Here is a 26,722-nt window from a genome sequence, read left to right as displayed (position 1 = left end):
TAATTCCCTGTTTGCAATTCCCATACATAAATAGCAACATCTTGTCTTGGATATTTTGAGGACTAGGTTGACTCATTAACAGTTGACCTCAGCAAAAAGCAGAGGACACTTCATGAAAAAACGTGAAGACATCATAGAAAAGTTCTCAACGTTTCTCAGTTTTGGTAATCCCGGTAGTGATGGAAATCCTATTTGGCGAACAGATCCAGAACTAGAACGTTGTATGAGGAGTTTAGTAGAGTCACAAAGAGATGCTAATGAAGAATTTTGGGCGCAATACTTTCTAAAAGTAATCAGAGAGAAATCAACACAACAGGAGACGGAGACACAAGAACAAGGGGAACAAGGAGGACAAGGAGGACAACAGGACACGGGAAATTTCTCTGCATCACCGCATCACCCTTCGGGTGGTTCCCTCCGGGACGCTGCGCGAACGCAGTCGCTACAACGGAGGGTACCTCCGCAACGCCCTCCTCACCGCATCACCACGTCTTCTTTCATCGCGGGGAAACATTTATCTGCATATTTGCAAGAAGCTTGCTTGTGGGCTTCTCAAAAATCTTATCAAAGATTTAAATATCTCCAGCATAAATATCCACTAGAAGAATTTTTTCAAATTGCTAATGCAGCTGCTAATCCAGCAAGTAAACTTCTCAAAAATTTTAATTTTGAATATCCACTGACGAATATTGAAGGATATGCTAAAACAGCAATCATAAGACTAATCAGCAATACCATTTATCAACATGATCTAGAAGCAAAGAGAGGAAAATTTTCTGATTATGGTTTACTAAAAGATTTAAACACTAAAGAATTACGCGAAGCATTGCTTTATCAAGGGATCAATCACACAAAACTTGATTTATACTGCTTGGTTTGGCAATGTTTAGATAAAATTTATCAGCCAGCACGTTGTCAAGGAGGGCGTAGTTTAGAACCTCCAAATCAACAGCATCTACAAGAAATTGCCTATTGCTATAATCAAAAAATCAATAAACTAGATTTTCCTACAACCTCAATTTCTAGTGAAAAAGTTCAACATATGTTATCAATTTGTGTGCGATCTGCTCGTGATTATCGCACAAAACGTTTTTTACCATTAGAAGAATATGATAATGTTTCTGATCCCATACCTACACTTTGGGATAATCTCATACAACAAGAAACATGGGAGCAAGTTCAGTCAATTGTTTCAAATTTATTTGCATCTCTGCCAGAAGCTGGTCAAACCATATTTAAACTTTGGCAAGGACTAAATTTAACTCAAACTGAAATAGCGATAATTTTAAAAAATAAGTATCCAGACTTACAAAAACAATATCAAGTAGCTCGTCACTCAGATAGATATATTAGAAATCTATTAAAAAAAATAGCTATTGAATTGAATAAGCTTGACCCAGATATTTGCTTTAAAAATGAAAAAGAATTGGAAAATATCAAGGATGCTATGAATGAATGTTTGCGCTTTCATTGTCAAAAAATATTTTACTCGACATTAGATAAGATTGTAGAGCAGTTTCCAGAACAAGAAAAAATATCAATGCTTACAAATCAAATTCATACTTTAGAGCAAACAAATTATCAACAAATAACTGTCTTTATTTCCGAAGGCTCTCAGATAATTTCACATTTAAAAAAATATCTAGCTATATGCTTCAAAAACGAATTAGAGGAGAGTATAAAATTAGAAAAAAATTCTTTGGCAATAGTCAATCACAAAATAGCTGATTTTGTTGAAGAATGGTTAAAAACTAAATTTTATTTTACTAACCAGGGATGATTTATATGAACTTAGAAATGGATGAATTGATAACGCTTTATCCAGAGAAATTATGGTTAGAATTATCATCTCAAGAACAAGAATATGCATGGCAAATATCTGCTCAAAACTATTATTCTAACCCTGCTGCTCGTTGGAATTCCTACCTAAATTCTTTATGTTTGAATTCTTTTTTAAATATGTTGAAACAAGACCCAGATTTGGGTGAAACTCCAAATGTGTGGCCAAGCTATCATCAGTTACCCAGTTTTTGGGAATTTGTAAATGGTACTTGTATAACTTTGGGTGATCTGCGACTAGTGTTAATCCCCACCGATAAAAGTAATCTGAGAGAATTTCGCATCCCTCAAGAATGGGTTGATATTCCCAACTGGGTAGCGAATTATTATCTAGCTGTGCAGATCAATCTAGAAGAAAACTGGTTAGGAGTGTGGGGATACACAACTCACCAACAAATTCGCGAGCAAGCTAATTTTGACCTGATAGACCGAACTTATTTATTAGATGAAGAGGATTTAATTGCAGATATAAATGTCATGTGGGTAGCACGAGAAATATGTTCTGTACAAAAACCAGAGGTAAACATTTTGCCAACATTGTCAAGCATACAAGTAGACAAATTACTTAAGCAACTAGATCAATGGACTCCTGATTTACCCGAAAATATAAGTCATGAAGAATGGATGGCACTACTAGCACTAGATGAAGAAAGGCAAGATTTGTACCAAAAAAGGCTTTTAAAACATCAAGGGAATCTTGTTGAATACAACCACTCTTTGGTAAACAACTTAAGTAAATGGTTTCAAAATGTCTTTGAAGCAGGTTGGGACTCTTTTGACACCTTCTGTAGCTCACAACAACATACTTTAGCTGTGCAATTCCGGAGTGATGCTACTTTGAATGAAGTTCGGGTTAAGGGAGCTAAGTTAATTGATTTAGGGATGCAATTAAGGGATACTGCTGTTGTACTGCTGATTGGTCTAACATCAGAGATCGATGAGAAAGTTAGTATCCGTGTCCAGCTACATCCAGCCAATGAAGAGGTGTATTTACCACCTGATCTAAAATTGCTTTTGCTTTCGGGGTCAGGAAACATTATTCAGGAAGTACAATCTAGAAGTCACGACCATTTTATTCAACTCAAAAAATTTAAATCTCCTCCAGGAAAAAGTTTTAGTTTACAGGTCGCTTTAGGTGATATCAGTATTAAAGAAAAGTTTATGCTTGAGAAGCTTGTTGGCTAAGAGCCATGAGTAAACTGGTTGTATTAAACCTGGGAAAGGGTAATTTAAAGCAAGGCTTTCCCTCTGTGACTGCTGCACTGTGGGAAGATGGTAATCCAATCGCCATGCAATTTACGGGTAGCCTACCACCTGCACCAGAACTTTGGTCACTCTACAAACGTTGGCAACTGCTTTATCAATTACTTTATGAAACTCTCTATCCTGGCTCTGATTGGCGTAATTACACAGATGACCTAGAGGATATAGATATCGAAATAGATGAAGAAGATGTCACGAATGTTTCCTCTATTGATTTTAGTAATTTATGCGATGATTTACACAAACAAATTAATTCCTGGTTGAAATCTGAGCCATTTCGTCACATCGATCAAAAATTACGCACAAAATTAAACCCAGATGATGAAATACGCTTAATTTTAGCAACAGAAGACAACCAAGTTAGGCGTCTACCTTGGCATTTGTGGAATTTTTTTGAAGATTACCAAAAGGCGGTGGCATGTTCAAGCATTTTAGAGGTTGAGCAAGTTAAGCCGTTACGTAAAAATTCTGGACGAAAAATCAGGATATTAGCAGTGCTGGGTAATAGTCAAGGAATCGATGTCCAACAAGATCGGACGATTTTAGAGCAATTACCAGGCGCGGAAATTATTTTTTTAGTCGAACCACAAAGACAAGAATTGGATCGGTGGCTTTGGGATAAACGAGGCTGGGATATGCTGTTTTTTGCAGGCCATGGTTCAACGGATGTGGAAAAAGAAAATGGTCGAATTCATCTCAATCAAACAGATACTTTGACGATCGCCCAATTAAAAAATGCTCTCAAAGCAGCGATCGCACGGGGTTTAAATTTAGTCATTTTTAACTCCTGCGAAGGTATAGAATTAGCACGGGAATTGGGTTCTCTGCAAATTCCGCAAATGATTGTCATGCGAGAACCAGTCCCCGATTTTGTCGCCCAGGAATTTTTAAAGCACTTTCTAGAAGCTTTTGCTCATGGGGAATCTTTCTATCTAGCGGTGCGGGAAGCACAGGATAAATTACAGGGTTTGGAAAATGAATTTCCCTGTGCTAGCTGGCTACCAGTAATTTGCCAGAACCCAGCCGCAGAACCGTTAGTTTGGCCAGAACAGCGTGTGAGCGATCGCCGCCCAATTTTGCCCAAGCGACGCATTCTCCCACTCATCTTGAAAGCAAGTTTAGTAATAACAACCCTTGCTATTGGTATCAGATCGCTAGGAATTTTGCAGTTGGGAGAACTCGCAGCCTTTGATTTATTGATGCGATCGCGCCCTCCTGAAAAAACCGATCCTCGTATACTTATAGTAGAAGTGACAGAAGCTGATGTCAGCGCTCAACCTGCCACAGAAAGAGCAGGAGCATCACTATCAGACAAAGCATTGGCTCAAGCAGTGAAAAAACTGGAACGCTTCAACCCTCATGTTATTGGTTTGGATATCTATCGCGAAAATCCAGCCAAACCAGAATATGCAGATTTAGCCAAAACGATGCAAACAAGCGATCGCTTTATTGCTATATGCAGAGCCAGTGAAGACAAAACTAATCCTGGTGTTCCACCACCCCCAGAAGTTTCTACCCAAATCCAACGTCAAGGTTTTAGTGATGTCATTGATGATCCTGATAACGTTATCCGTCGCCAAATTTTGGCTATGGCTCCTGCACCTCCCTGCGCGACTGATAAATCTTTTAACTTTCGCCTTGCTAGCCGTTACTTAAAAAACCAAGGTATTCAACCTAAACTGACACCTGAAAATAATTGGCAGTTTGGCAATGTGGTCTTTAAAACTTTAGAGCAAAACAGTGGCGGTTACAGTGATATAGATAATCTCGGTTATCAAGTTTTATTAAATTGGCGTGCTGCCGATCCAGTCGCCCAAACAGTTACTCTCAAAGAGGTTCTCAACGATCAACTCACTGCCGAATTAGTCCGCGATCGCATAGTGATTATTGGTACAACTGCCGAAAGTTTTCACGATTACTGGTCTACTCCCTACACTAGCCAAATGTGGCCCCACAAGGAAATGCCAGGAGTTGTTGTACAAGCACATATGGTTAGTCAGATTCTCAGTGCTGTGCTGGATCATCGACCACTATTATGGGTTTTACCAAAGTGGGGTGAAAACCTGTGGATTTGGGTTTGGTGTTTAGCGGGAGGTGTACTGGCTTGGCAGTTGCGATCGCGCTTACACTTGATCATTGCCTTAATCGGTGCGATCGGTCTTTTATATCTGGCTTGTTTGTTCTTATTAATACAAGGATTATGGATACCACTGCTTCCATCAGCACTAGTCTTATTAACAGGTGGAGCAACAGTGGCTACCTTAAGTTCATCTCAAAGTGAAGAATAACAATAAAAATATTTCAGAGGGAACGGGGAACGGGAAATGGGAAAAAGGGAAACCCACGCTTAAAGTTTTTTTACTCTTAACTCTTAACAAAGAACTCTTAACCTGAAGTTCCCTGTTCCCTTATTTTGTAAACATGCATATTATCAACTAAATTGTGCAAAAATTTATCATTATTTAGCATAAAAAAATTTTATGTTTTCACACTACTCCCTAAGTGCATAATCTTAATTTAATTACACCAATGAAAATAATATAAAGGCTAGTACTACTACCTTGGAAGTTACCCATTCACACATTCACGCATTCAGAAGAACTATATTTTATAGCTTTAGCCTTTTATAAAGGGTAGATTGATTTCTGACGTACTGTACTAGATAAACAAACTGTACTGTAGTTCAACCAAAAAAATGACAAATGACTAAATCAAAATGGGCATTAGCGATCGCTTGTATGTTGCTTGTCTGGATGAGCTATTTTGTACCAGAAATAGCCCAATCCAATCAACCAGTAAATCACAATTTGAATACTAGCAATTCTCAGAATATAGAAATTCACTTTCAAGACAAAGAACCAGATGGATCAAGGCGAGGTAGACCTAATAATAGGGTAGGAACTGGAAGCCGTGGTGACTGTCCGTCGGTGAATGTACCAATAATTGCATTGATACCAGAAAAAAATGTCGGTTTGACGGTTGATGATAATCCTAGCTTTTGGTTTTTTGTACCGTATAAATCACAAGACACACCCGTTGGAAAATTTGTATTACAGAATGAAGCAGATGAAGAAATCTATCAGACTAAATTTACTCTGCCTAAGACGCCAGGGTTTGTGAGCTTAACAGTGCCATCTACAGTACCCTTAGAACTTAACAAAGATCATCAATGGTACTTCAAACTTTATTGTTCTCGCCAAAGACTACTGAACCCAATATTTGTGCGTGGATGGGTGCAAAAGATAGCAATCCAACCAAACTTAAAAGGTCTTTTGAAATCAACTACTAAACCACGACAGCACATCGCAATTTATGCTGAAAATGGGATTTGGTACTCAGCCTTGTCTGAGTTAGCTAAACTCCGCTTAAATGAACCAAAAAATCCTATACTTGCCAAAGATTGGGCTAATTTGTTGGAGGATGTTGGTTTAGCAAATATTGCATCACAGCCTATTGTGGGAGAAGTTATAGAAGAAAATAGATAAAGGGTCGGGCATGAATCAGTTAAAAGTTAACAGTTTAATTTGATAACTGATAACTGATAACTGATAACTGATAACTGATAACTGATTAGTTGTTCCTAAATCTATCAGACTTATGGTGAAGCGTTATTACGTCCCTTACTCGCCTGTATCACTTGCAAACTTCCACCCGCATATAAACTTTGCTTGTTGATACTAAACCCCATTTCCATTAATAACCCAGGTAAGTCAGTCTTCAACAACTGCCAAGCAGTGTCCGTTTCAAATAACCACAAAAACAGCCATACAGATGGCAAAAACAAGGCATTATGAGGATGATGAAAATCTATAAAAGTAAACACTCCACCTGGCTTTAGCACACGGTATACTTCTTGAATAATTTTTCGCAATTGCTCTGGTTGCATTTCGTGTAAAGCAACACTTGTATGTACCAGATCAAATTGATTATCAGCAAAGGGCATCTCTTCCGCAAAAGCTTCCACATATTCTGCTTGTGGTACATTCTGTTTTGCCCGTTGCAGAGATAATGGTGAAGCATCTAATCCTGTTACATTTTGTGACAATTTGACTAGAAATTGTGTTGTTTGTCCACTTCCACAGCACAAATCAAGGACTTTGGTATCTGAGTGAATTGTTAAACCTTGCAAAGCTAATTGTCGAAAACGTTGTTCACCACCAATACTTATAGCTGCCAAACGGGATATACCATCGTACAGCCACTGGTAACGATAACTCCAATCTCGTAAAATTGTAGCCACTGCCTCTATCCTTAGTCGTTAACTTATATATTTAATAAAGATATATTGTTAACATTAGTAAAAAACCTGAAAAGATTGGGGGATTGTTACTGCTATGGGTCGTGTAGGCGTATTACTACTCAATCTCGGTGGCCCGGAGAAGTTAGAAGATGTAGGGCCATTTCTTTTTAATCTGTTTTCTGATCCGGAAATTATTCGCCTACCTTTTCCCTGGTTGCAAAAACCCCTGGCCTGGTTTATTGCTTCACGGCGTACGAAAAAATCTCAAGAAAACTACCGCAAAATTGGTGGTGGTTCTCCACTGCGGCGAATTACCGAAGCCCAAGCAGATGCGCTCAAAGAACAATTGCAAGCCTTGGGGCAAGATGCAAAAATCTACATTGGTATGCGTTACTGGCATCCTTACACCGAAGAAGCGATCGCCAGAATTATCCAAGATGGAATTGAAAAACTAGTTATATTACCTCTGTATCCGCAATTTTCTATCAGCACAAGTGGTTCTAGCTTCCGGCTTTTAGAAAAACTTTGGCAAGAAGATCCAAGACTCCAGCAGATAGAATACACGGTTATTCCTTCTTGGTACAAACAATCAGGCTATCTTCAGGCGATGGCAGAACTGATCACTCAAGAAATTGACCAAGTACCCAATCAAGAAGAAGCTCATGTATTCTTTAGCGCTCATGGTGTTCCCAAAAGCTATGTAGAAGAAGCAGGTGATCCCTATCAGCAAGAGATTGAGGAATGTACCTATTTAATCATGCGGACACTTGATCGACCCAATGCCCATACATTGGCTTACCAAAGTCGTGTTGGTCCAGTAGAATGGCTACAACCTTACACTGAAGATGCTATTCCGGAACTAGCAACGCAAGGTGTTAAAGACTTAGTAGTCGTACCGATTAGTTTTGTTTCCGAACACATCGAAACACTAGAAGAAATTGATCTTGAGTATCGAGAATTAGCAGAAGAAGCAGGAATTCATAACTTCCGTCGTGTACCTGCTCTCAACACCCATACAGTATTTATTAGAGCTTTAGCAGACTTGGTAGTTGATGCTCTCACAGCTCCCAGTGTCAAGCTCTCCCAAGTTTACCAAATGAAGAAGAAGGTAAAAATTTATCCACCAGAGGCTTGGGAATGGGGTATTACTACGAGTGCAGAAGTCTGGAATGGTCGCATTGCCATGCTTGGTTTTATTGCCTTAATGATTGAATTGATTACCGGACACGGTTTATTGCATATGATTGGGATTTTGTAATTTTTGAATCAGGTTACAAATCTAGGTAGTAGGGGCGCACAGATAGACGTGCGCCCCTTTCATTAAAAATTAAGCTTGTTCTTTAAATCTGGGATAACGAGGACGACATGGTGTTCCCCAACAAACTTGTGCAGGTGGGATATCAGTAAAAACACTGCTACGGGCGCCAATGACTGCATTTGCACCAATTTTAACCCCAGCGCCAACAAAGCAATCTGCTGCTAACCATACCCCATTACCAATGCAGATACTCGCTGTTTTTAACCCGAAAGCTGGATCGTACATATCATGACTACCAGTACACAGGTAGCTTTTCTGGGATATTATGCAATGTTCACCTATATGTATGTAATCCAGGCTGTATAAAACTACGTCATCCCCAATCCAGCTATAGTCACCGATTGTGATTTTCCAAGGGTAGGTGAAGCGAGCAGTAGGTCTAATGAACACCCCTGCACCAACACGAGCGCCAAACAGACGTAATAAAGCACAACGCAGACCATTTAGTGGGTGAGGAATCACAGGAAAAGCGATCGCCTGCACAAACCACCACAGCAGAACATACCAACTGGGACGCCCACGGTCAAACCAAGATTGGTCATATTTGCGTAAATCTATAAATGTTTGGTAATTGGTAATTGGTAATTGGTAATTGGTAATTGGTAATTGATTATTAGTCATTGGCTATTCTCTCCGATTCCCAATCGCCAATCCCTGATCCCCGATCCCCCTGAATTAGATTTAGAATTGAGTTTGCCGCCACAGTGGCGTAATTCGTGGAGTTTAACCCCTATTTGATATTCATATTGGCTCAACAATCTTGCGTAAATATATCCAGCCCTACCATCCAAAAAACCACGCTGGATAAAATAGAACAATACAAATCGCAAAAATGGTTTAAATGGTAGTCGCACCCAAATTCTTTTTAAAAAGCGTTTGCGCTGTACGGCGTCACCAAATAATTTCGCGCCAATAGTACCGTGATCATGATTACCTGTAAGCAAATTATAGTAAACACGGGCTTCCCAATTAGAATAGCGGTTATGGCGTTTTAACCAATGGAAAAGGTCACGAAAATCCTCGTGAATCATATCGTTTTTGAGATATTCGACTTTTCCATCTAAGATGACGTGTTCGTGAACTTCGTTATCACCTGTATTAGGAATATCTTCTGTATTTAGATTTTCGTAACGCCCTTTTTGATGCTTAAATAAACGCAAATTCCAATCTGGATATTTACCACCGTGGCGAATCCATTTACCTAAGAAAAATACACGACGATTTAGGTAGTAGCCATTATATTCTGGATTTTGAATTGCTTGGGCAATTTCTTCCCACAACTCAGGAGTGATACGCTCATCGCAATCTACGATTAAAACCCATTCGTTCCGAAAATTTAGGTTTTCTAAAGACCAATTTTTCTTTTTAGGCCAGTGTCCATTGAAATAAAATTGCACGATATTTGCACTATAATTTTTCGCAACTTCGCCGCTTTGATCACTACTTTGCGAATCTACTATAAAAATTTCATCTGCTCTTTGCACACTAGCAAGACAAGCGGGCAAGTTTGCTTCTTCATTTTTAGCTGGAATTAATACAGAAACTGGTATTTTAGAAGATGACATAATATTTTTGGTAGTGGTTAGTAGTTATTTGTTAATTAGATTGCACAAACAGAGCATCTATACATTCGTGAATAGCAAATGACTATTGACAAATGACAAATAACTATTGAGTATTGACTCTTTTTGATAACAAGCCTGCGATCGCAGCATTTAAATAACCAATCTGACCATAGGCATAAACAAGCTTGTCGAATCGTTCTGCTGGATCAGCAAAATATTTAACTGCTTTGTACAAACCACGTGAAAAACGTTCGCTACCACGTTGTAGCTGACCGAAACCTGCTGTACCTGCTAGTTGTTCTCGATAACACTCGCTAATACCTTGCCACCAACCACGATTTAAAAACCAAGAGCGTTTAAGACGTTCGGGGGCTACATTGTGAAATACGTGGGCTTGTGGTAAATACATAACTTGCCAACCTCTTTGGAGGGCAAGTTCGGTCATTTGCAGTTCTTCGTTAGATAATAAATTTTTACCTATGCGGCCAAGCCGAGGATCAAAGCCGCCTATTTCTTCTAAAAAACTACGACGTATCGAGTAATTTAAACCTCTGGGGGTTAAACCAGGCTTGTCTACGTAAACTATGTTGTCACCGAGATTGTATGCTCCTAAATTAGCCGCTAATCCTTGAGATAACCACCGTGGTGCTTGCATTTCCTCTGACCATAACAAGCTGACTTTACCACCAGCGATCGCTAATTTTGGGTTATTTTTATAGGCGTTATATAAAACTTGCAGCCAACCTTGGCTTGCTACAGCATCATCATCAAGGTATGCCAGAATTTCACCACTTGCAACTTCAGCACCCGTATTTCGGGCTACAGATAGACCAACAATAGGTTCAAAAACATACTTCAGGTGGGGATGATTCGCTCTTTGTTCTACAACAGAACTGGTGCGATCGCTAGAACAATTATCCACCACTATCACTTCAAAGCCATCAGCAAAGTCCTGCGCTAGGAGGCTATCTATAGCAGTGCCTAAATAATTATCTCGATTGTGAGTACAGATAATGGCAGAGATTGGCGTATCTGGCATGGGAAGTTTTTGGTTTGGGAATTGGTTGTTGAATTTTTGTAGGTTGTTGGTTGTTTTAATAACCACTAAGTACTAACCATAAAAAAATTCAATATTGCCTGTTCTGGAGCCAATCTATACCAAAAAATCCTGACTCACCAACCGAGTTTTTTCGGAAATCACCCTGATATCTTCTTGTAAGATGCTCATAGTTAAATTTGCTATCACCGCAAATTAAAAATTTCGAGGTCTTATTCTTAATTGCCTGTTACTTACTTCACTGACATTGAATGTGACCATGTAATACCACAAGCGTTTCAGCTAGTTGTGCTAGACGAGTTTCTAAGTATTGCTTGCGTCCTAACAACTGACGTAACTTTTGGTAACGAGCGATCGCCATACTCACACTTGCAACCTGATCGGGGGGACAGGGACGCGTCCACACTGTACCTGAAGCATCTAAACCACACAAACGATAGCCAGCAGAGGATGATTGAGAAGAAATTTTAGCTTGTTGAGCGCAAATTTCTTCTACGTAGTCCATCAAGCGGTTAACTTCTGCATGACGTAGCGTCGCGCTTCCTTTGGGTTCGTTGTCTGTGTGTGACTCTAACCAACCATTAACTATTGGCCCTTCTAAATAAACGTCTTGGATTTGTCGCACGATTTTGTGCAGTTCTGCCTGCCAAGCGCCAACAATTTCTTGTATTTCTTGCAACAGATTCATTGCCAATGCTGGATTGGCTGCATTGCGATGGTTAGTAAAGCTAGGAGTTTTGAATTTGGGTAGGCTTGGTGTTTTGTAACCGTTTTCTTCGACTTGGAATGTTTGAACACAGTCGTGATGAAACTGGGAATATTCTTGTGATTGCTCATCATATTCATCTTCAGATTGGATATCACCATTTTCTGAGTTTTCTACTTCACCAACACTGATCCGAAATGATAAAGATTGCTTATTGACTTCTGATGACTCGGTAGTAGTGGTGTCGCGATTTACTAAATCGTGTAGAGTAGCCTCAATACGCTTTAAACCTGCTTTCATAATGGGTATCTCTAACTTTTCTATGACTTGTGATTGTGGATGGTGCTGAATTGATAGTTGGGATTTTTGACTTTTCCCAATAGTTACATCAATAGGATGCTGAGTGTTAATTTTATCTCTTAAAAGTTATTTGGGGTCAACAATCTCATCCCCAAAGTGAAAAATTATGGTAAAGGTTTAAATTCCTGGTTTATTCAACATATCCAGGAAACGGCTGGGAATTAAGCCAATAATTAGGAGTATTGGGAAGCTAGTGTTTTGCAGGGTTTTCCTCCTTGTAGTACTTAGGATCATTGAGCATTAAGGATTGGGGATCACTTATGAGGCAAGGGTAATGGTTATTTCTTAGTTTTAATTTATGATTCCCCTTTTCTCATTTTATTTTTAACCTTGTGTTATGAGATTTTTATATTTGGGTTTATTGAGCTAAAAATGAATCAAATCATTCTGGTGACTGGGCCTGCGCGTTCTGGTAAAAGTGAGTGGGCAGAGGCTTTGGCAATACAATCAGACAAACCAGTAGTTTATATAGCAACTGCTAGTCGCGATCCTGCTGATCAAGAGTGGCTGCAACGTATTCAACAGCATCAGCAACGACGCCCCCCAGATTGGGTGACGTTGGAAGTACCAGGGCAATTGTCTGATACTCTTGCCCAAATGCCACCGAACACCTGCGTTTTAGTTGATTCTCTAGGAACTTGGGTAGCTAATCTACTCTCTCAGGAAGAAGCAATGTGGGAAAAGACTATGGAAGAATTTTTAGAGACAGTGCAACTAGTGGCAGCCGATATGATTTTTGTCGGTGAAGAAACAGGATGGGGCGTGATACCGGCTTATCCAATGGGTCGAACTTTTCGCGATCGCTTAGGTGGTTTAGTGCGACACTTAGGCACAATCTGTGAAGCTGTTTATCTAGTTACTGGTGGTCATGTTCTCAATCTCAGTTTGCTTGGTTCTCCGTTGTTTGTGGGGGATCGGGGATTGGGTAACGGGGAAGGTGGGGACTTTCAAGGGTAGGGGCGAAAGAAAGGAGAATAACTGATTACTATTAACCATTGACAAGCGACTCTTCTTAAGGATTAATTCCAAATTGAGTATCAAAAATCTAAATAAAATTAAGAGTATGGCATCTCAAAATGAAGTTAAAAAATATCTAGCTTACTGGCTTCAGTTGGGCAAAAAAATCATCATCAATGATGGTGCAGAATCTTTGTTGCCCAAGTCTGTGATTGTAGGCGATCGCTATAGTGATGAGTTTGAAGAATGCTGGCAGAAAATTATTTCTGAAGAAGCAGGAGATTGTTATCTTGAAGGTACGACCGAAACTATTGGCGAACTGCTAACATCCACTTGGGAAATGTATCCCTGTTCGCGCTGCACAATGCCTATACCTTTGCGAACTATAGGTATGCCTGCTGAGTTATGTCCATGCAATGATCTATCTGACTGGCCAAATACAGAAGTTCCTCTTCCCAGAGATCCTGTGAACAGTCAAATACAGTTAAAATTGATTCGCGATCGCATAGCAAAAATAAGTGAACTTTCTCATCGTTCTAATAGTTAATTTTTGTAATTAATTTAAATATTTTCCAATTTCTTTGATGTTTTTAATTCTAATGAACCCGGTTTATAGAAAAACCGGGTTTTTGCTTTTATTGGCATGTACTTTTCAGAAATAACACTCGTATAATTCTGCTATTCATGCTTCTCAAGCAGGTAAATAAGTTTACAGAAAGTGTAAGTGACTGACAGATTAGCAAGAGTATATCGTAATAAATAAGCAAGAAGTTGAATTAGTAAATAAAGCGGTTCAACTTTAAGTATTACACTCAACAACAACAAGATAAGCAAGGAGTTTTGCTACTATGTCTAACGAAAATTTTGCATCTAATTTGTTTAGTGAAGTAGCGGAAGAACAACAGCAGCTAGTAGCTGGTGGTAAGAGCATTTATGATAATCTCAACACTAATTACTATGCAGATTTAACTGCTTTTTCTTTTAAAGCAGCATCTGGTCCTGGCGGTAGTGTGGTAACTCAAGAATTTGCTGAACAAGAAATTGATACCAGCGCTTACAAAACTTTTGAACTCAATCCTTACTACTATCCATACTAAAAAAATCAATTTTTCAATAATCGAAATAAGGGAGTTTAAATCATGTCTAACGAAAATTTTGCATGTGATTTGTTTAGTGAAGTAGCAGAAGAACAACAGCAGCTAGTAGCTGGTGGTAAGAGCATTAATGATTATCTCAGCACTTACTTTAATGCAGATACAACTGCTTTTGCTTTTGCAGCAGCATCTAGTCCTAACGGTAGTGTGGTAACTCAAGAATTTGCTGAACAAGAAATCAATACTAGTGCTAACAAGAGTTTCCAAGTCAATCCCTACTACTACTATCCATACTAAGTAATCCAAAAGTTGAGTAGCCAAATCAGGTACTCAACTTTCAACACAACTATATAAACCTGAACAAGGAGTTTTTAATAATGTTTAATGAATTGTTTAATGAAATAACAGAAGAACAACAGCAATTGGTTGCTGGTGGTAAGAGTATTTCCGACTACATCAATACTAACTACTATCAAGATTTAACTGCTTTTAATTTTGCAATTGGTTCTGGTCCTCATGGTAGTTATGTTACCCAAGAATTTGCATCTTTAGAGATAGATACTAGTGCTTACAAGGATTTCTACCTCGATTCTGATGATCCATATATGGCATATTAATATACTTGGATTAATTATAAACGGTGATGTTGAGCCAGAATTAATAATCCGTTCAATTCTGCTTATATCAAACCTCACCTCCCTTCCCTCTCCTTGCTAAGGGGAGGGTTGAGGTTAAACGGGAATTATAAGTAATCATACAAACTTGAGATGAGATGATAGCTGACTATTGATAAAAACCCAAAAATTTGTGTGATACTTATAGTTTTTTAAACTGTCTATGCAGACATAGAAAAGAGGTGTAAAGGTGTCTACAGATAGAGAACTAATCAAGTCCGAACTTTTTGTAGATTTGTCTGAACAGGAACAGGAGATTGTAACAGGAGGAGGTTCATCTTCACTATTTGATTTTTTTGTTAAAAGAACAAATATTGTGACTTTTGCAAATTATGAAAATAATTTTTCAGATGGTGTACACAACATAACATCTAAGCAACAAACTGGCTATTCACTATCAGAACTTACCTTTGGCTTTAGTTTTGGAAAAAGTGGACGTAAGTATGGTTTAAGTGGCTTGGAGGTCTTACGAAGATTGATTTTGTATCTGTTCGCTTAATTTAGTAGTTGGTTGCCATTATCAAGTCACTTCAATAACAAGCAAACAGATTGATTAAACCTTCAGGTTCTCAATCTTTTGGGTGGATTTCAGATGAAATACAAATTTGTTAAACAGCATAGTGAAGAAGATTGTGGAGCTGCTTGTCTAGCTACTATTTCTAAGCATTATGGACGTAATTTTACTCTCAATCACATCCGTGAAATGGTAGGTACTGGACAGTTTGGAACTACTTTATTAGGCTTAAAGCGGGGTGCAGAAGCACTTGGGTTTAATGCTCGTCCAGTGAAAACTTCGCCAGAACTTTTAAATCGAATCAAAGAAGCACCTCTACCAGCAATTATTCACTGGGGGGGAAATCATTGGGTTGTTTTGTATGGCAAGCAAGGTCAAAAATGTGTAATTGCTGATCCAGCAGTAGGCATCCGTTATGTGTCTAAAAAGGATGTCGCAGATAATTGGACAGATTGGCTGATGTTGTTATTGCAGCCAGATCAAACTCGCTTTTTTTCTCAAGAAGACGATAAAATTAGTGGTTTTTGGCGTTTTTTACGGCGCGTTTGGGCTTTTCGCGGCATACTGGCGCAAGCGTTACCTTTAAACTTAATTTTAGGACTGTTATCTTTAGCCTCACCATTTTTGCTACAAATTTTGACTGATGATGTATTGGTGAGAGGGGATACAAAGTTGCTCACGACTGTTGCTATTGCTGTGGTTGTGATGCATTTTGTTTCTACTAGTCTTTCATTTGTTCAGTCTAATTTAATTGCTCATTTTGCCCAGCGTTTGCAATTAGGTTTAGTGTTAGAATTTGGACGACAAATTTTGCGCTTACCTCTTTCTTACTATGAAGCTCGTCGTAGTGGAGAAATTATTAGCCGTTTACGAGATATAGATCAGATTAATCAATTAGTAGCTCAAGTTATTGTTGGTTTACCTAGCCAATTTTTTATTGCTATCATTTCTTTTGGCTTCATGCTATTTTATAGCTGGAAGCTGACGACAGTGGCTGTAGTAATTGCTCTAGCAATGAGTATTTCTACAGTTATATTTCAGCCGACTTTACGAAATAAAACTCGTGAATTATTAGTTCAAGAAGCAGAAAATCAAGGCGTTTTAGTAGAAACTTTTAAAGGCGCGCTCACGCTCAAAACTACTACTGCATCACCACAATTTTGGGATGAATTTCAAAGCCGATTTAGTCGTCTGACAACCCTGACTTTAAATACAATTCAAATTGCAATTATCAATAGTACATTCTCAGGCTTTGTCGCTGCTATTGGCGGTGTGGTTTTGTTGTGGTTTGGTGGTAATTTGGTAATTCAACCACAGGAAAATCTTAGTATTGGGCAATTATTAGCTTTTAATGCTATGAATGCCAATTTCCTAGGTTTGATTGGTAGTGTCATTGGTTTTGTAGATGAATATACTCGCGCCAAAACTGCTGTTCAACGTCTGACGGAAGTTATCGATGCAACTCCAGAAGATGATAAAGATGCGAAAAAGCAGTTTGCTAAGATACCTGGAGATGCTGACATTATTTGTACTGATGTCAACTTCCATTATGCTGGTCGGATGGATTTATTAGAAGATTTTTCGTTAACAATTCCAGGTGGTAAAGTAATTGCTTTTATTGGTAAATCTGGTTGTGGTAAAAGTACGCTTGCTAAATTAATTGCAGGTTTATACCCATTGCAATCTGGAAATATTCGTATTGGATTATATAACCTAAATGACCTTGCTCTTGATTGTCTACGTCATCAGATAGTTTTAGTTCCTCAAGATGCTCATTTTTGGAGTCGTTCTATTATTGAAAATTTCCGTTTAGGATCACCTCATGTTACATTTGAACAGATTGTTAGATGTTGTCAAATAGCAGAAGCTGATGAATTTATCAGCAAACTTCCTGAGAAATATCAAACTGTTTTAGGGGAATTTGGCGTAAATATTTCTGGTGGTCAACGGCAAAGATTAGCAATAGCGCGTGCTATTGTCAACGATCCGCCAATCTTAATTTTGGACGAGTCTACTGCTGGACTAGATCCTGTCAGTGAAGCACAAGTTTTAGAGCAATTATTTCAGCATCGTCGAGGAAAAACAACAATTTTAATTAGCCACCGTCCGCGAGTAATTGGTCGTGCTGATTGGATTGTGTTTTTAGAACAAGGTAGGTTAAAACTACAAGGTTCTGTGGAAGAATTAAGTTCTCTCCCAGGAGACCATTTAGATTTTTTAACTCCTTGAATTAGTTATTGGTTAGTAGTTAGTGGTTAGTGGTTGGTGGTTGGTGGTTAATTACTAACTAATAAAAAATTTTCATAACTATCTACAACTAAACACTAAGTAAGATAACTATCAAGAATTATGCTCTACACTCATAATCAAAAGTTTCTTCCTTCGGTTAATACCGATGAGTTTCTACCGCCGATTAGTCGTTGGACAACTTTGGCTGGGATATTTTTGGTTCTCAATTTTGGTACAGCGATCGCTCTGGCTTCATATATTAAATATAATGTCAGTGTCAAGACTTCTGCAACTGTACGTCCTACAGGAGATGTGCGGATTGTACAACCAGAACTAGAAGGAACAGTTAAAGGTATTTTTGTTAAGGAAAATCAGATAGTTAAACAAGGAGATATAATTGCGAAACTTGATGATATGGAACTACATATCAAAAATAGCCAATTACAAAACAGTATTGAAGAAAGTAAATTACAATTAATTCAAATTAAAGCTCAAACTCAAGCTTTAGATATTCAAATTGATGCTGAAAAAGAACTTATCGCTAGAACAGTTATTTCTGCAAAAGCAGATTTAGAACATAATAAACGAGATTATCGAAATGAACAAGTTAAAACTCAAAGTGAATTACTATCAGCAGAAGCAAATTTACAAAAAGCTGAGGCGAGTTTAAAAAAAGCCAATGCTGATTTGAAATTTGCTAAACAGGATCGAGAACGCTACAAAGAACTGTCACAATATGGAGCAATTGGGAAACGTGATTATGAGCAGAGAAAATTAGCTGTTGAGCAAGCACAATTAGAAGTAGAAGCTGAGAAAAGAGCTATAGATATAGCTAAAGCAACCCTTCAAACTGCAAAAGCTGCTCTTAATCCTAGTGAAGCAACTGTGGAAATTGCTCAGGAACGTATCGCGCAAGAAAAGGCGAAAGGTCAATCTAGCATTGCTGGTTTAATCAGAGAGAAAAACAGTTTAATTCAACGACAAATTGAACTTGTAAATCAAATTAAACAATATCAACAGGAACTACAAAAAAATATCATTCAAATGCAAAGTAGCGTCATTCGTGCTACTAGTGATGGTGTGATTCTCAAGCTGAATTTACGCAATCCTGGTCAGGTGGTGCGTCCCTCAGAACCTATTGCGGAGATTGTCCCACATCACGCGCCTTTAATTGTGAAAGCCATAATTCCTGCGGCTGAAATTAAAAAGGTGGAAATTGGTCAAAAAGTGCAGATGCGAGTTGATGCTTGTCCATATCCCGATTATGGTACTCTTCAAGGTGTTGTGACTGCTATTTCTCCAGATACCATCGCACCTGTAAATAATTCAGATGCGATCGCAGCAACTAGTACAAGTCCTGCTGCTGGATCTTTTGAAGCAATGATTCAACCTGAAAATTATAGTTTTGGAAATCAGGAAAATACCTGTAATCTACAAGTTGGAATGAATGCTTCTGCTGATATTATTTCTAAACAAGAAACAGCTCTGCAATTCTTACTGAGAAAGACTAGGTTAATTACTGATTTATAAGTTTAATGCTCTCGTGAATGACAAAATCCCCGACTTCTTAAAGAAGTCGGGGATCTGATTTCTCGTTATTGCTAAATTATTATTGAGCAATAAAGTTTGAATTAATTCAATATTAAATTATCTGGGAACATTAATGCAGTTTTAGGTAATACATACAGCGCTTTTGGACAAAAATATTGTCTAATTTAAGCAATTTATTTAGGGAAAAAATAGCATATGCTATTTAATATTCCTAGATGTAATTAGGAAAACTCTAATAACTCTATGTGCTGTGAATTACCAATTTGCTGTACAAATTTTAATTTTGATTTTCTACATGATTACACTATTTTTTTTAGTGATAAATTTTTATAAAACTCAACAAGCATTGCAATGGTGGTCTTGTAGACAATCACTGAAAATGTTTTTGGAAGCAGAGAAAATTCGCGATGGTCTATTACAGGAATCTTTTACTATTCGTCGCAGCTTAGAACTCTTACCAGAAGGTAATTTAGAGTTATCGGCAAATCAAACTCAAGAACTTTTAAAAAAAATTGATAATTTTCATCAATCTCTAGCGCAGTTGAGCGATCGCTTATTTCCAGTATATATACAAGATAATTTGCCTTTGGCAATTCAGTATCTATTAGAACCGTGGCTTAGATCTCATTCTCACATATATTTCCATCTTGATATGCCTCAGTCTTGGCGACATGAATCAGCAGATCGTAGCCTCATTATTTTAAGAACTATAGAGGAGTTACTTAGAATTAGTTTACCTGATTTTTTGACACAAATTTCTATTTACATATGTCTACAACAACAAGCTAATGTCGGCAAGCTAACATTACAAATTACTTACCCTGATATTTCCACTGTCGTATTTTACAAAAATTTACCGGAGCGAGAATTTATTTGTCAAACTTTTAGATTTTTAACATCAGGTAAATGTTTTTGTTGTAGTAATAACCTCAGTGTCGTTTGCTACTTATTTTGGTAAATCAACATTACTTGATTTCGTTTATACTAGTATAATACATCTTTAAATGAATTAAAATTTACCATCTTTAATATATAGTCTAAATTCTTTTCTTCCGTAGATTAAAAATAACACGCATAGACAATTACGGTCAAAATATACACAGTATTTGAAGCAGAAATTTTTTAACTCTTTGTACAGACGCGAGAAAAATTACATTTATACTGATTTTTAACTTCACAATTAGCCGTAATAGTGATCTCATCAATTGTTGAGGTGTGAATTATGAAACAGGCGTTAACAAAACAAGCATTACTAAAAATTTTAGTAATAGATGATCATGAATCAGTATTAGGCGGAACTATAGAAGTGTTACGAAAAAAGTATGTGGATGCTGAGTTTCTGACAGCTGTCACAGCTCAAGAAGCACTTTCTCAAGTAGCGAATTTGCAACCTGATCTAGTAGTGATGGATCTTTCTCTACCAGAGAGTCCTGGCAAATTTGCACGACCAGATACAGGTGTAAAATTACTCAGAAACTTAATGAAAAACCATATCAATTTAAATATTGTAGTCCAAAGCGCTCATGTAAGAACATTAGTCCGAATTAGACCTGATATTGATATTCATAAAGGAGGTTTTACAGTTGCAGATAAAAGTCTTTCTAGCCAAGAAATGTTAACTAGAGTAGATTGGGCTTTACAAGGATTAACTCATACAAAAGATATTAAAGGTGTTCATTATGGATTAGAAGTAAAACCAGAATGGTTAAGGGTGCTAACTCTCGCATTTGAAGAAGGATTAACAGATAAGGCGATCGCAGAACAAATGTGTGTTGGCGAACGTATGGTACGTCATTATTGGAGCAAGCTGCAAGATGCTTTAGATGTTTATCCTGAAGACGGTAAAAATATGCGAATTCAAACAGAAATGCGAGCTAGAGAAGAAGGATTAATTGATTAATTGGGGATTGGGGATTAACAACAAAAAATAATCAACAATAAATAATAAATGCAGGCTGGTGTGTGGAGAATCATTAAAGAGCAAATAATAATTTGGCGTGTAGGTTTATTACCAGGAATGACAGTCATAGTGCTGGTAATAATTACTCGTTTAAGTAGTTATATGCAATCTCTAGAGTGGTTAGCTTTTGATAATTTTCTACGTATACGTCCTGCTGAACCTATTGACGAACGTATTGTGATTGTCGGAATTAATGAAGAAGATATCCACAGTGTTGGAACATATCCCATCCCAGACAGAGAAATTGCAGAACTACTGAGAAAACTAAATTCTCTCGCACCTAGAGTTATCGGTCTTGATATAGTCAAAGATTTACCTGTTGAACCTGGTCATACAGAATTAATTAGTGCATATAAAGATATTAAAAATTTAGTTGCGATTGAAAAAGTATTACCTGAGAAATTTTCTCCCCCACCAGCATTATCTCCAGAACAAGTTGGTTTTGCAGATCAAATTATTGATACTGATGGTAAATTACGACGTAGTTTATTAGCAACACCAATAAATCAAGAATACAAATTTTCTTTGTCTATTTTTTTAGCAAAAATTTACTTAGCTAGGGAAGGTTATAGCCTAGAAAATGGTATTCGTAATCCTAAAACTATTAGGTTTGGAAATATTGAACTACCCCAGTTTTTGCCTAATTCTGGAGCATATATCAGAACTGATGCTGGTGGAATACAGATATTGCTCAATTTTCGCAGTGGTTCAAAAAGATTTAGAATTTTATCTCTTAATGATATTAAAAACGGAAGATATCAGCCGCAGTGGATACGCGATCGCATTGTCATTATTGGTGTAACTGCTCCTAGTGTCAAAGACTTCATCACTACTTCTGCTGTCACATCCATACAACCTGCTGAGGGACGCATTTATGGAGTGGAACTTCAAGCACATGCAAGTTCTGCAATCATTAGTGCTGTGCTAGATTCTCGACCACTTTTGAATACTTGGACAGATTGCTGGGAATATGCATGGATCATATGCTGGGGGATTTTAGGAATTGCTTTCGCTAGACTTACCAAGTCCCCGTGGCGAAATCTTATTGCTGTTGTGATTGGTAGCGCCATTTTAACAGTTGTTAGTTATTTACTTTTGTTGTTTTGGGGTTTGTGGGTTCCACTAATACCAGCAATTCTCGTTTTAAATTTAAATGGTTTTGCAATGACGGCTTTATATCAATATGATCAAGCATTGCGTTCTAGAATTGAAGCCCGTCAAGCGCTAATTGAACGTACTTTTGAAACAATTCATAACGGACCTTTGCAAACCTTGGCTAAAGCATTGAAGAGAATTCGCGAACAAGATTTATCCCCAGAAGAATTGCTACTAACACTTGAAAAAGATTTAGAAAAATTAAACTATGAATTACGGGGAATATATGAATTTTTACAAAGAGAACCTCTAACTCAAGATAGAAGTCTTTATTTAGGAAAAGGTTTACTGCTAAATTTACAAGACCCTATTCATACACTTCTCTATCAAGTTTATGACCATACACTACAGCGAGAATTTTCCTGCTTTCATACACTTAGGATTAAAATAGTAACATTTGATCCTATTGAAGATTATCACTTAAGTATTGACCAAAAACGGGGACTCTGTAGATTCTTAGAAGAAGCTTTGTGTAACGTTGGTAAACACGCCACAGGTATAAGTCGTTTAGAGGTAAGTTGTACCCAAAATGAAGGATGGTACACTCTGAAAATAGTCGATGATGGCTTAGGTAGCATTTCTTCTAAAGAAGGTCGAGGAACACAACAATTTAGAATTTTAGCTAAATATCTCAAAGGAAAGTTTACGCGATCGCCTCTTTCTCCTCGCGGTACACTTTGTGAATTATCTTGGCCTATACCAAAGGTAGGTTTTTGGTAAATGTTTTGATTAAGAATAAAAACATTTTTCATGTATTTTTCTACAATACAAATGACTAAAATCTGAAATGAATTTACTCTGTTACTAGTAATACAATTAAAGTGGATTATGTAGCATGGTTAACAAAATACTTGTTCGCGACTAATGGTAATAGCCAATGATGTAAAACCAATTGCTAATCTTCTATGGTTAATGGCAATTAAAAATAAACAATAACTAATTATTAACCAGCTACATCTACCAATTAGTATATTTTTTTAGTGCAATGCCAAGAGGGAAAGATCATGACTCACACACAGTGGCTCTTGCACAAAGTTTTTAATCCCAAGGTTTTAACAATTTGTGCTTTGACCATTCCTTTCTCGTTTAGCCAGGTAACTTTAGCTGCATATAAACCCCCACCCGATCAAAAACCACCAAGTGGTTATACAGAATCATCGGGAACTAGGGGAAGATGCAAAGCTAGTGATGCTGATTCTTTAACCCTGCTTGCTCCTGTTACACACATTGGACAAACCACTTCAACTCATCCCACCTTTGCTTGGTTTGTAAGTAATCACCAAAGAGTACTGCTAGAATTCTCTATTTATGAGTTAAGCAGTAATGAGCAGCTCAAACTAACTTATAAATCTCGATTACAAAGTTCACCAGGGATTATGAAAGTTTCTGTTCCAGAAACTTTACCCGGTTTAGCCTTGGGTAAAAACTATCTATGGCAGGTAGAAATTTTGTGTGACTTTAACCATCCTTCACGCAATTTACTTGCCACAGCAGACATTGCAATTGTACCCATACCAGGCAGTTTACAAGATGCACTCTATCGAAAACGCGATCGCACTCAAAGAGCTAGCCTCTATGCTGAAGCCGGGATGTGGTACGATGCCTTGGGTGAAGCTTTAGCTAACAGTAGTGATGGCCAATTGGGAAAACTGGCAATAAATTTACTAAAAGACCTAGCTAACTTAGAAAAGTCGCCACAAATTAAGGATCTATATCTCATTGCTTTAGAAAAACATAATTTTTAAGTAGAGACGCGATATATCGCGTCTGGTACAACCCCTTAACGGTATATTGAAAAAATTGGGATGTTCCCGAAGGACGTGGGATTCTTGGTTATAGACCTCTTGCAAAAATATTTTTACCCCACCCTAACCCTAAGCGTAAACGGGGAGGGAACTAAATCTTCCCCCCGTGAACGGGGGGATTGAGGGGGGTTCATTCGACTTTTGCAAGAGGTCTAATACATCGGCTTACATTGTGAATGCATCGGCTGACATTGCGAATGCATCGGCTGACATTGCGAATGTAACGGCTGACATTGCGAATGTAACGGCTTACATTGTGAATGCATCGGCTTACATTGTGAATGTAACGGCTGACATTGCGAATGCATCGGCTTACCAAAGAGAGGGGATAGGGATGAGGACTAAAGTCCTGACTACAAACTCTGCAAAGCTGGTGTGGCGGACTACTAGATTAAGACTTACAGAAAATATTGGCATATCCAGAGCGGAACGATCGCACAGTTTCCGTTTCTGGGTTGTATTGATGTCGCCAGCTACAACCCATGTCATTACTGAGGACATGAATAGAAACAGAAGGTGCAAATTGTGTAGTAGTTTTCACTGTATGGATATCATTGTCAGGAGGTAAAAACTGATAGATGTCACCTGCTTTGAGTTGCCGTACTGCTAACACTTCTAATTGAGCATGACCGGGAATATTGCCTTGATCTACACGTTGGTAAACCGTTTTTTCTTGTTTGCCTTTATACAAACCAACTAACCCCCAACTTTGATGATCGTAAATCGGTGTGGAAGCTCCGGGGGGAATAACTAAACTAAAAATAGTCAGAGAACTATCTTGAGAGCGATACAGTAACCATTGACCGATGCCACCACCTATATTACTGTCAAGATTGGGTTGAGCAAAATTGCTTGGTAGCCAACCCTCTGTTTTTAGCAATTGTGAAAAATAGGGTTCTAAGGTGCAGAGTGTATCTGCCTGTTCTGTTTTGTGCAAGCTGATTTCACGAGCGATCGCAACAAATTGCAGCAATTCTGGACTATCGATAAACCATTGATCTGCTGTTGATGCTTCTAGAGGGGTTGTGTAAATCATAGAGAAGTAATAAACGAAATCATACGAAAGAAGCGAAAATGCCCGATTTCGGGTAACTAACAAAACCCCTGTTACCTTATCTATTAATAATACTACTTTTTTTATAAAAAATTTATAAAAAACGGTATATCGATAGAGAATCGATTATTTATGACCTATAGAGAATATTTTCATCGGTAGCGATCAAAATTAAGTGCTTTTTGTTGAGCAAAATACGTCAGACTATTAAATTAATTTCACTTGATCCCCAATCCCCAATCCCAATTTCAGGAGATGACAAATTAATGTTGATGCGTAAATGGTATAAATGGAGTTTATTGCTGTTGGCTACTCTTCCCTTGATTTTGTCAATGACTGCTTGTACTAGCAGATCAAGAGGTAGTACTAGCCGCTTAGATACAATCAAAAATCGTGGCAAGTTGATTTGTGGTGTTAGTGGACAATTACCAGGATTTAGCTATGTCAAGGCTAATGGCGAATATGCAGGATTAGATGTAGATATTTGTCGAGCGATCGCAGCTGCTATTTTTAATGACCCGAAAAAAGTTGAATTTCGCAACTTAAACGCCAAAGAACGCTTTACTGCTGTGCAAACTGGTGAAGTAGATATTCTCAGTCGTAACACTACTTGGACTATCAGTCGCGATACCTCTGTCGGTTTAGAATTTGCACCAGTGGTGTTTTATGATGGTCAAGGTGTCATGGTACGTAAAAATAGCAACATTAAAAAGCTAGAGGATCTCAAAGGGAAATCCATCTGTACTCAAACTGGAACTACCAATGAACAGAACCTCAGTGACCAAATGCGACAAAGAGGAATTACTTACAAACCACTTGTCTTTGAAGATGTAAATACTGCTTACACTACTTATGAACAAGGTCGCTGTGAAGCTATCACTTCCGACCGTTCGCAGCTAGTTTCTCGCCGTAGCGCCTTCCCAAAACCTGATGAGCATGTGGTGTTGGATGTAGTACTTTCTAAAGAACCTTTAACACCCGCAGTCGCCAACGGAGATTCTAAGTGGTTCGATGTTGTTAAATGGACTGTGTATGGTTTGATGAATGCAGAAGAATTAGGTGTGAATTCGCAAAATGTGAGTCAATTAACTAATAGTACGAATCCAGAAATCAAACGGCTTTTAGGAACAGAAGGGGATTTAGGAAAAGGAACTGGTCTTTCAAATGATTTTGTCGTCAGAATTGTTAAAAGTGTGGGAAATTATGGTGAAATTTACGAGCGTAATTTAGGTAAGAATTCAGAGTTAAAACTAGATAGAGGTTTAAACAGACCTTGGAATAAAGGTGGAATTATGTACGCTCCACCATTTCGATAATATTTCAATAATTTGAAAATTCAAGAAATCTGTGGATTGATTTTTGAGGTCAATCCAAAATCTAT

At 37.9% G+C, this 26,722-nt stretch carries 24 protein-coding genes; 18 read left to right on the top strand and 6 right to left on the bottom strand.

What is annotated here, in order from left to right; all coding sequences use genetic code 11:
• The first annotated feature begins 112 nt into the window (after positions 1-112).
• The 4 genes from AC5JMK_RS01260 (at position 113) to AC5JMK_RS01245 (ending at position 6,587) form a co-directional block, all read left to right on the top strand.
• A complete protein-coding gene (locus AC5JMK_RS01260; RefSeq protein WP_495909198.1) occupies positions 113-1,780 on the top strand; it encodes a sigma-70 family RNA polymerase sigma factor in 1,668 nt (555 codons plus the stop codon).
• 5 nt (positions 1,781-1,785) lie between these two features.
• Positions 1,786-3,024 (top strand): DUF1822 family protein, encoded by a 1,239-nt coding sequence (locus tag AC5JMK_RS01255; protein WP_495909197.1) that lies wholly within the window; start codon positions 1,786-1,788, stop codon positions 3,022-3,024.
• A 5-nt stretch (positions 3,025-3,029) separates the two neighbouring features.
• Positions 3,030-5,390 carry a CHASE2 domain-containing protein gene (locus AC5JMK_RS01250; protein ID WP_495909196.1) on the top strand — a complete coding sequence of 787 codons (2,361 nt, stop codon included), beginning with the start codon at positions 3,030-3,032 and terminating at the stop codon, positions 5,388-5,390.
• Positions 5,391-5,804: 414 nt separating this feature from the next.
• Positions 5,805-6,587, top strand: a complete 783-nt coding sequence (locus AC5JMK_RS01245; RefSeq protein ID WP_495909195.1) for a DUF928 domain-containing protein — start codon at positions 5,805-5,807, stop codon at positions 6,585-6,587.
• Positions 6,588-6,697: 110 nt separating this feature from the next.
• Here the strand turns inward: AC5JMK_RS01245 and AC5JMK_RS01240 are convergent, their stop codons facing one another.
• Positions 6,698-7,342 (bottom strand): class I SAM-dependent methyltransferase, encoded by a 645-nt coding sequence (locus tag AC5JMK_RS01240; protein WP_495909194.1) that lies wholly within the window; start codon positions 7,340-7,342, stop codon positions 6,698-6,700.
• 94 nt (positions 7,343-7,436) lie between these two features.
• Here AC5JMK_RS01240 and hemH point away from each other — a divergent pair, with 94 nt between their 5' ends.
• A complete protein-coding gene (gene hemH, locus AC5JMK_RS01235) occupies positions 7,437-8,600 on the top strand; it encodes a ferrochelatase (protein ID WP_096677821.1) in 1,164 nt (387 codons plus the stop codon).
• A gap of 69 nt (positions 8,601-8,669) precedes the next feature.
• Here hemH and hpsU read toward each other — a convergent pair whose 3' ends face one another.
• The 4 genes from hpsU to AC5JMK_RS01215 all read right to left on the bottom strand — a co-directional run bounded on the left by hpsU (position 8,670) and on the right by AC5JMK_RS01215 (position 12,288).
• Complete coding sequence (hpsU, locus tag AC5JMK_RS01230) at positions 8,670-9,239, bottom strand: hormogonium polysaccharide biosynthesis acetyltransferase HpsU (protein ID WP_096679234.1); 570 nt, start codon at positions 9,237-9,239, stop codon at positions 8,670-8,672.
• 38 nt (positions 9,240-9,277) lie between these two features.
• Complete coding sequence (locus tag AC5JMK_RS01225; RefSeq protein ID WP_495909193.1) at positions 9,278-10,225, bottom strand: glycosyltransferase family 2 protein; 948 nt, start codon at positions 10,223-10,225, stop codon at positions 9,278-9,280.
• 103 nt (positions 10,226-10,328) lie between these two features.
• Positions 10,329-11,264 (bottom strand): glycosyltransferase family 2 protein, encoded by a 936-nt coding sequence (locus AC5JMK_RS01220; RefSeq protein ID WP_096679232.1) that lies wholly within the window; start codon positions 11,262-11,264, stop codon positions 10,329-10,331.
• A 256-nt stretch (positions 11,265-11,520) separates the two neighbouring features.
• Entirely contained in the window at positions 11,521-12,288 is a 768-nt protein-coding gene (locus tag AC5JMK_RS01215; protein WP_096677819.1) for a hypothetical protein, read from the bottom strand.
• Between the two features lie 432 nt (positions 12,289-12,720).
• Here AC5JMK_RS01215 and cobU point away from each other — a divergent pair, with 432 nt between their 5' ends.
• The 12 genes from cobU (at position 12,721) to AC5JMK_RS01155 (ending at position 24,227) form a co-directional block, all read left to right on the top strand.
• A complete protein-coding gene (gene cobU, locus AC5JMK_RS01210) occupies positions 12,721-13,305 on the top strand; it encodes a bifunctional adenosylcobinamide kinase/adenosylcobinamide-phosphate guanylyltransferase (RefSeq protein ID WP_495909192.1) in 585 nt (194 codons plus the stop codon).
• A gap of 106 nt (positions 13,306-13,411) precedes the next feature.
• The gene (locus AC5JMK_RS01205) at positions 13,412-13,852 is read left to right on the top strand and encodes a hypothetical protein (protein ID WP_495909191.1); all 441 of its coding nucleotides are present in this window, start codon (positions 13,412-13,414) and stop codon (positions 13,850-13,852) included.
• Positions 13,853-14,153: 301 nt separating this feature from the next.
• A complete protein-coding gene (locus AC5JMK_RS01200) occupies positions 14,154-14,402 on the top strand; it encodes a CTB family bacteriocin (protein WP_096677816.1) in 249 nt (82 codons plus the stop codon).
• Between the two features lie 42 nt (positions 14,403-14,444).
• Positions 14,445-14,696 (top strand): CTB family bacteriocin, encoded by a 252-nt coding sequence (locus AC5JMK_RS01195; RefSeq protein ID WP_495909190.1) that lies wholly within the window; start codon positions 14,445-14,447, stop codon positions 14,694-14,696.
• 80 nt (positions 14,697-14,776) lie between these two features.
• Positions 14,777-15,016 carry a CTB family bacteriocin gene (locus AC5JMK_RS01190; RefSeq protein ID WP_096677814.1) on the top strand — a complete coding sequence of 80 codons (240 nt, stop codon included), beginning with the start codon at positions 14,777-14,779 and terminating at the stop codon, positions 15,014-15,016.
• 247 nt (positions 15,017-15,263) lie between these two features.
• Entirely contained in the window at positions 15,264-15,572 is a 309-nt protein-coding gene (locus AC5JMK_RS01185) for a CTB family bacteriocin (protein WP_495909189.1), read from the top strand.
• Between the two features lie 93 nt (positions 15,573-15,665).
• A complete protein-coding gene (locus AC5JMK_RS01180) occupies positions 15,666-17,816 on the top strand; it encodes a peptidase domain-containing ABC transporter (RefSeq protein ID WP_495909188.1) in 2,151 nt (716 codons plus the stop codon).
• 120 nt (positions 17,817-17,936) lie between these two features.
• Positions 17,937-19,346, top strand: a complete 1,410-nt coding sequence (locus tag AC5JMK_RS01175; protein ID WP_096677811.1) for an HlyD family secretion protein — start codon at positions 17,937-17,939, stop codon at positions 19,344-19,346.
• Positions 19,347-19,617: 271 nt separating this feature from the next.
• Complete coding sequence (locus AC5JMK_RS01170; RefSeq protein ID WP_495909187.1) at positions 19,618-20,325, top strand: hypothetical protein; 708 nt, start codon at positions 19,618-19,620, stop codon at positions 20,323-20,325.
• Between the two features lie 264 nt (positions 20,326-20,589).
• Positions 20,590-21,267 carry a response regulator gene (locus tag AC5JMK_RS01165; RefSeq protein WP_096677810.1) on the top strand — a complete coding sequence of 226 codons (678 nt, stop codon included), beginning with the start codon at positions 20,590-20,592 and terminating at the stop codon, positions 21,265-21,267.
• Between the two features lie 48 nt (positions 21,268-21,315).
• Entirely contained in the window at positions 21,316-23,202 is a 1,887-nt protein-coding gene (locus AC5JMK_RS01160) for a CHASE2 domain-containing protein (protein WP_096677809.1), read from the top strand.
• Between the two features lie 284 nt (positions 23,203-23,486).
• Positions 23,487-24,227: a DUF928 domain-containing protein gene (locus AC5JMK_RS01155; RefSeq protein WP_096677808.1), complete on the top strand. Its 741-nt coding sequence runs from the start codon at positions 23,487-23,489 to the stop codon at positions 24,225-24,227.
• A gap of 451 nt (positions 24,228-24,678) precedes the next feature.
• Here AC5JMK_RS01155 and AC5JMK_RS01150 read toward each other — a convergent pair whose 3' ends face one another.
• The gene (locus tag AC5JMK_RS01150) at positions 24,679-25,323 is read right to left on the bottom strand and encodes a cysteine dioxygenase family protein (RefSeq protein WP_096677807.1); all 645 of its coding nucleotides are present in this window, start codon (positions 25,321-25,323) and stop codon (positions 24,679-24,681) included.
• A gap of 284 nt (positions 25,324-25,607) precedes the next feature.
• On the opposite strand from AC5JMK_RS01150, the gene AC5JMK_RS01145 reads away from it, so the two are divergent.
• Positions 25,608-26,657, top strand: a complete 1,050-nt coding sequence (locus AC5JMK_RS01145) for an amino acid ABC transporter substrate-binding protein (RefSeq protein ID WP_096677806.1) — start codon at positions 25,608-25,610, stop codon at positions 26,655-26,657.
• Positions 26,658-26,722 lie beyond the last annotated feature (65 nt).

The organism is Pelatocladus sp. (assembly GCF_059505505.1).
This window is presented reverse-complemented; position numbering and strand designations above follow the sequence as displayed.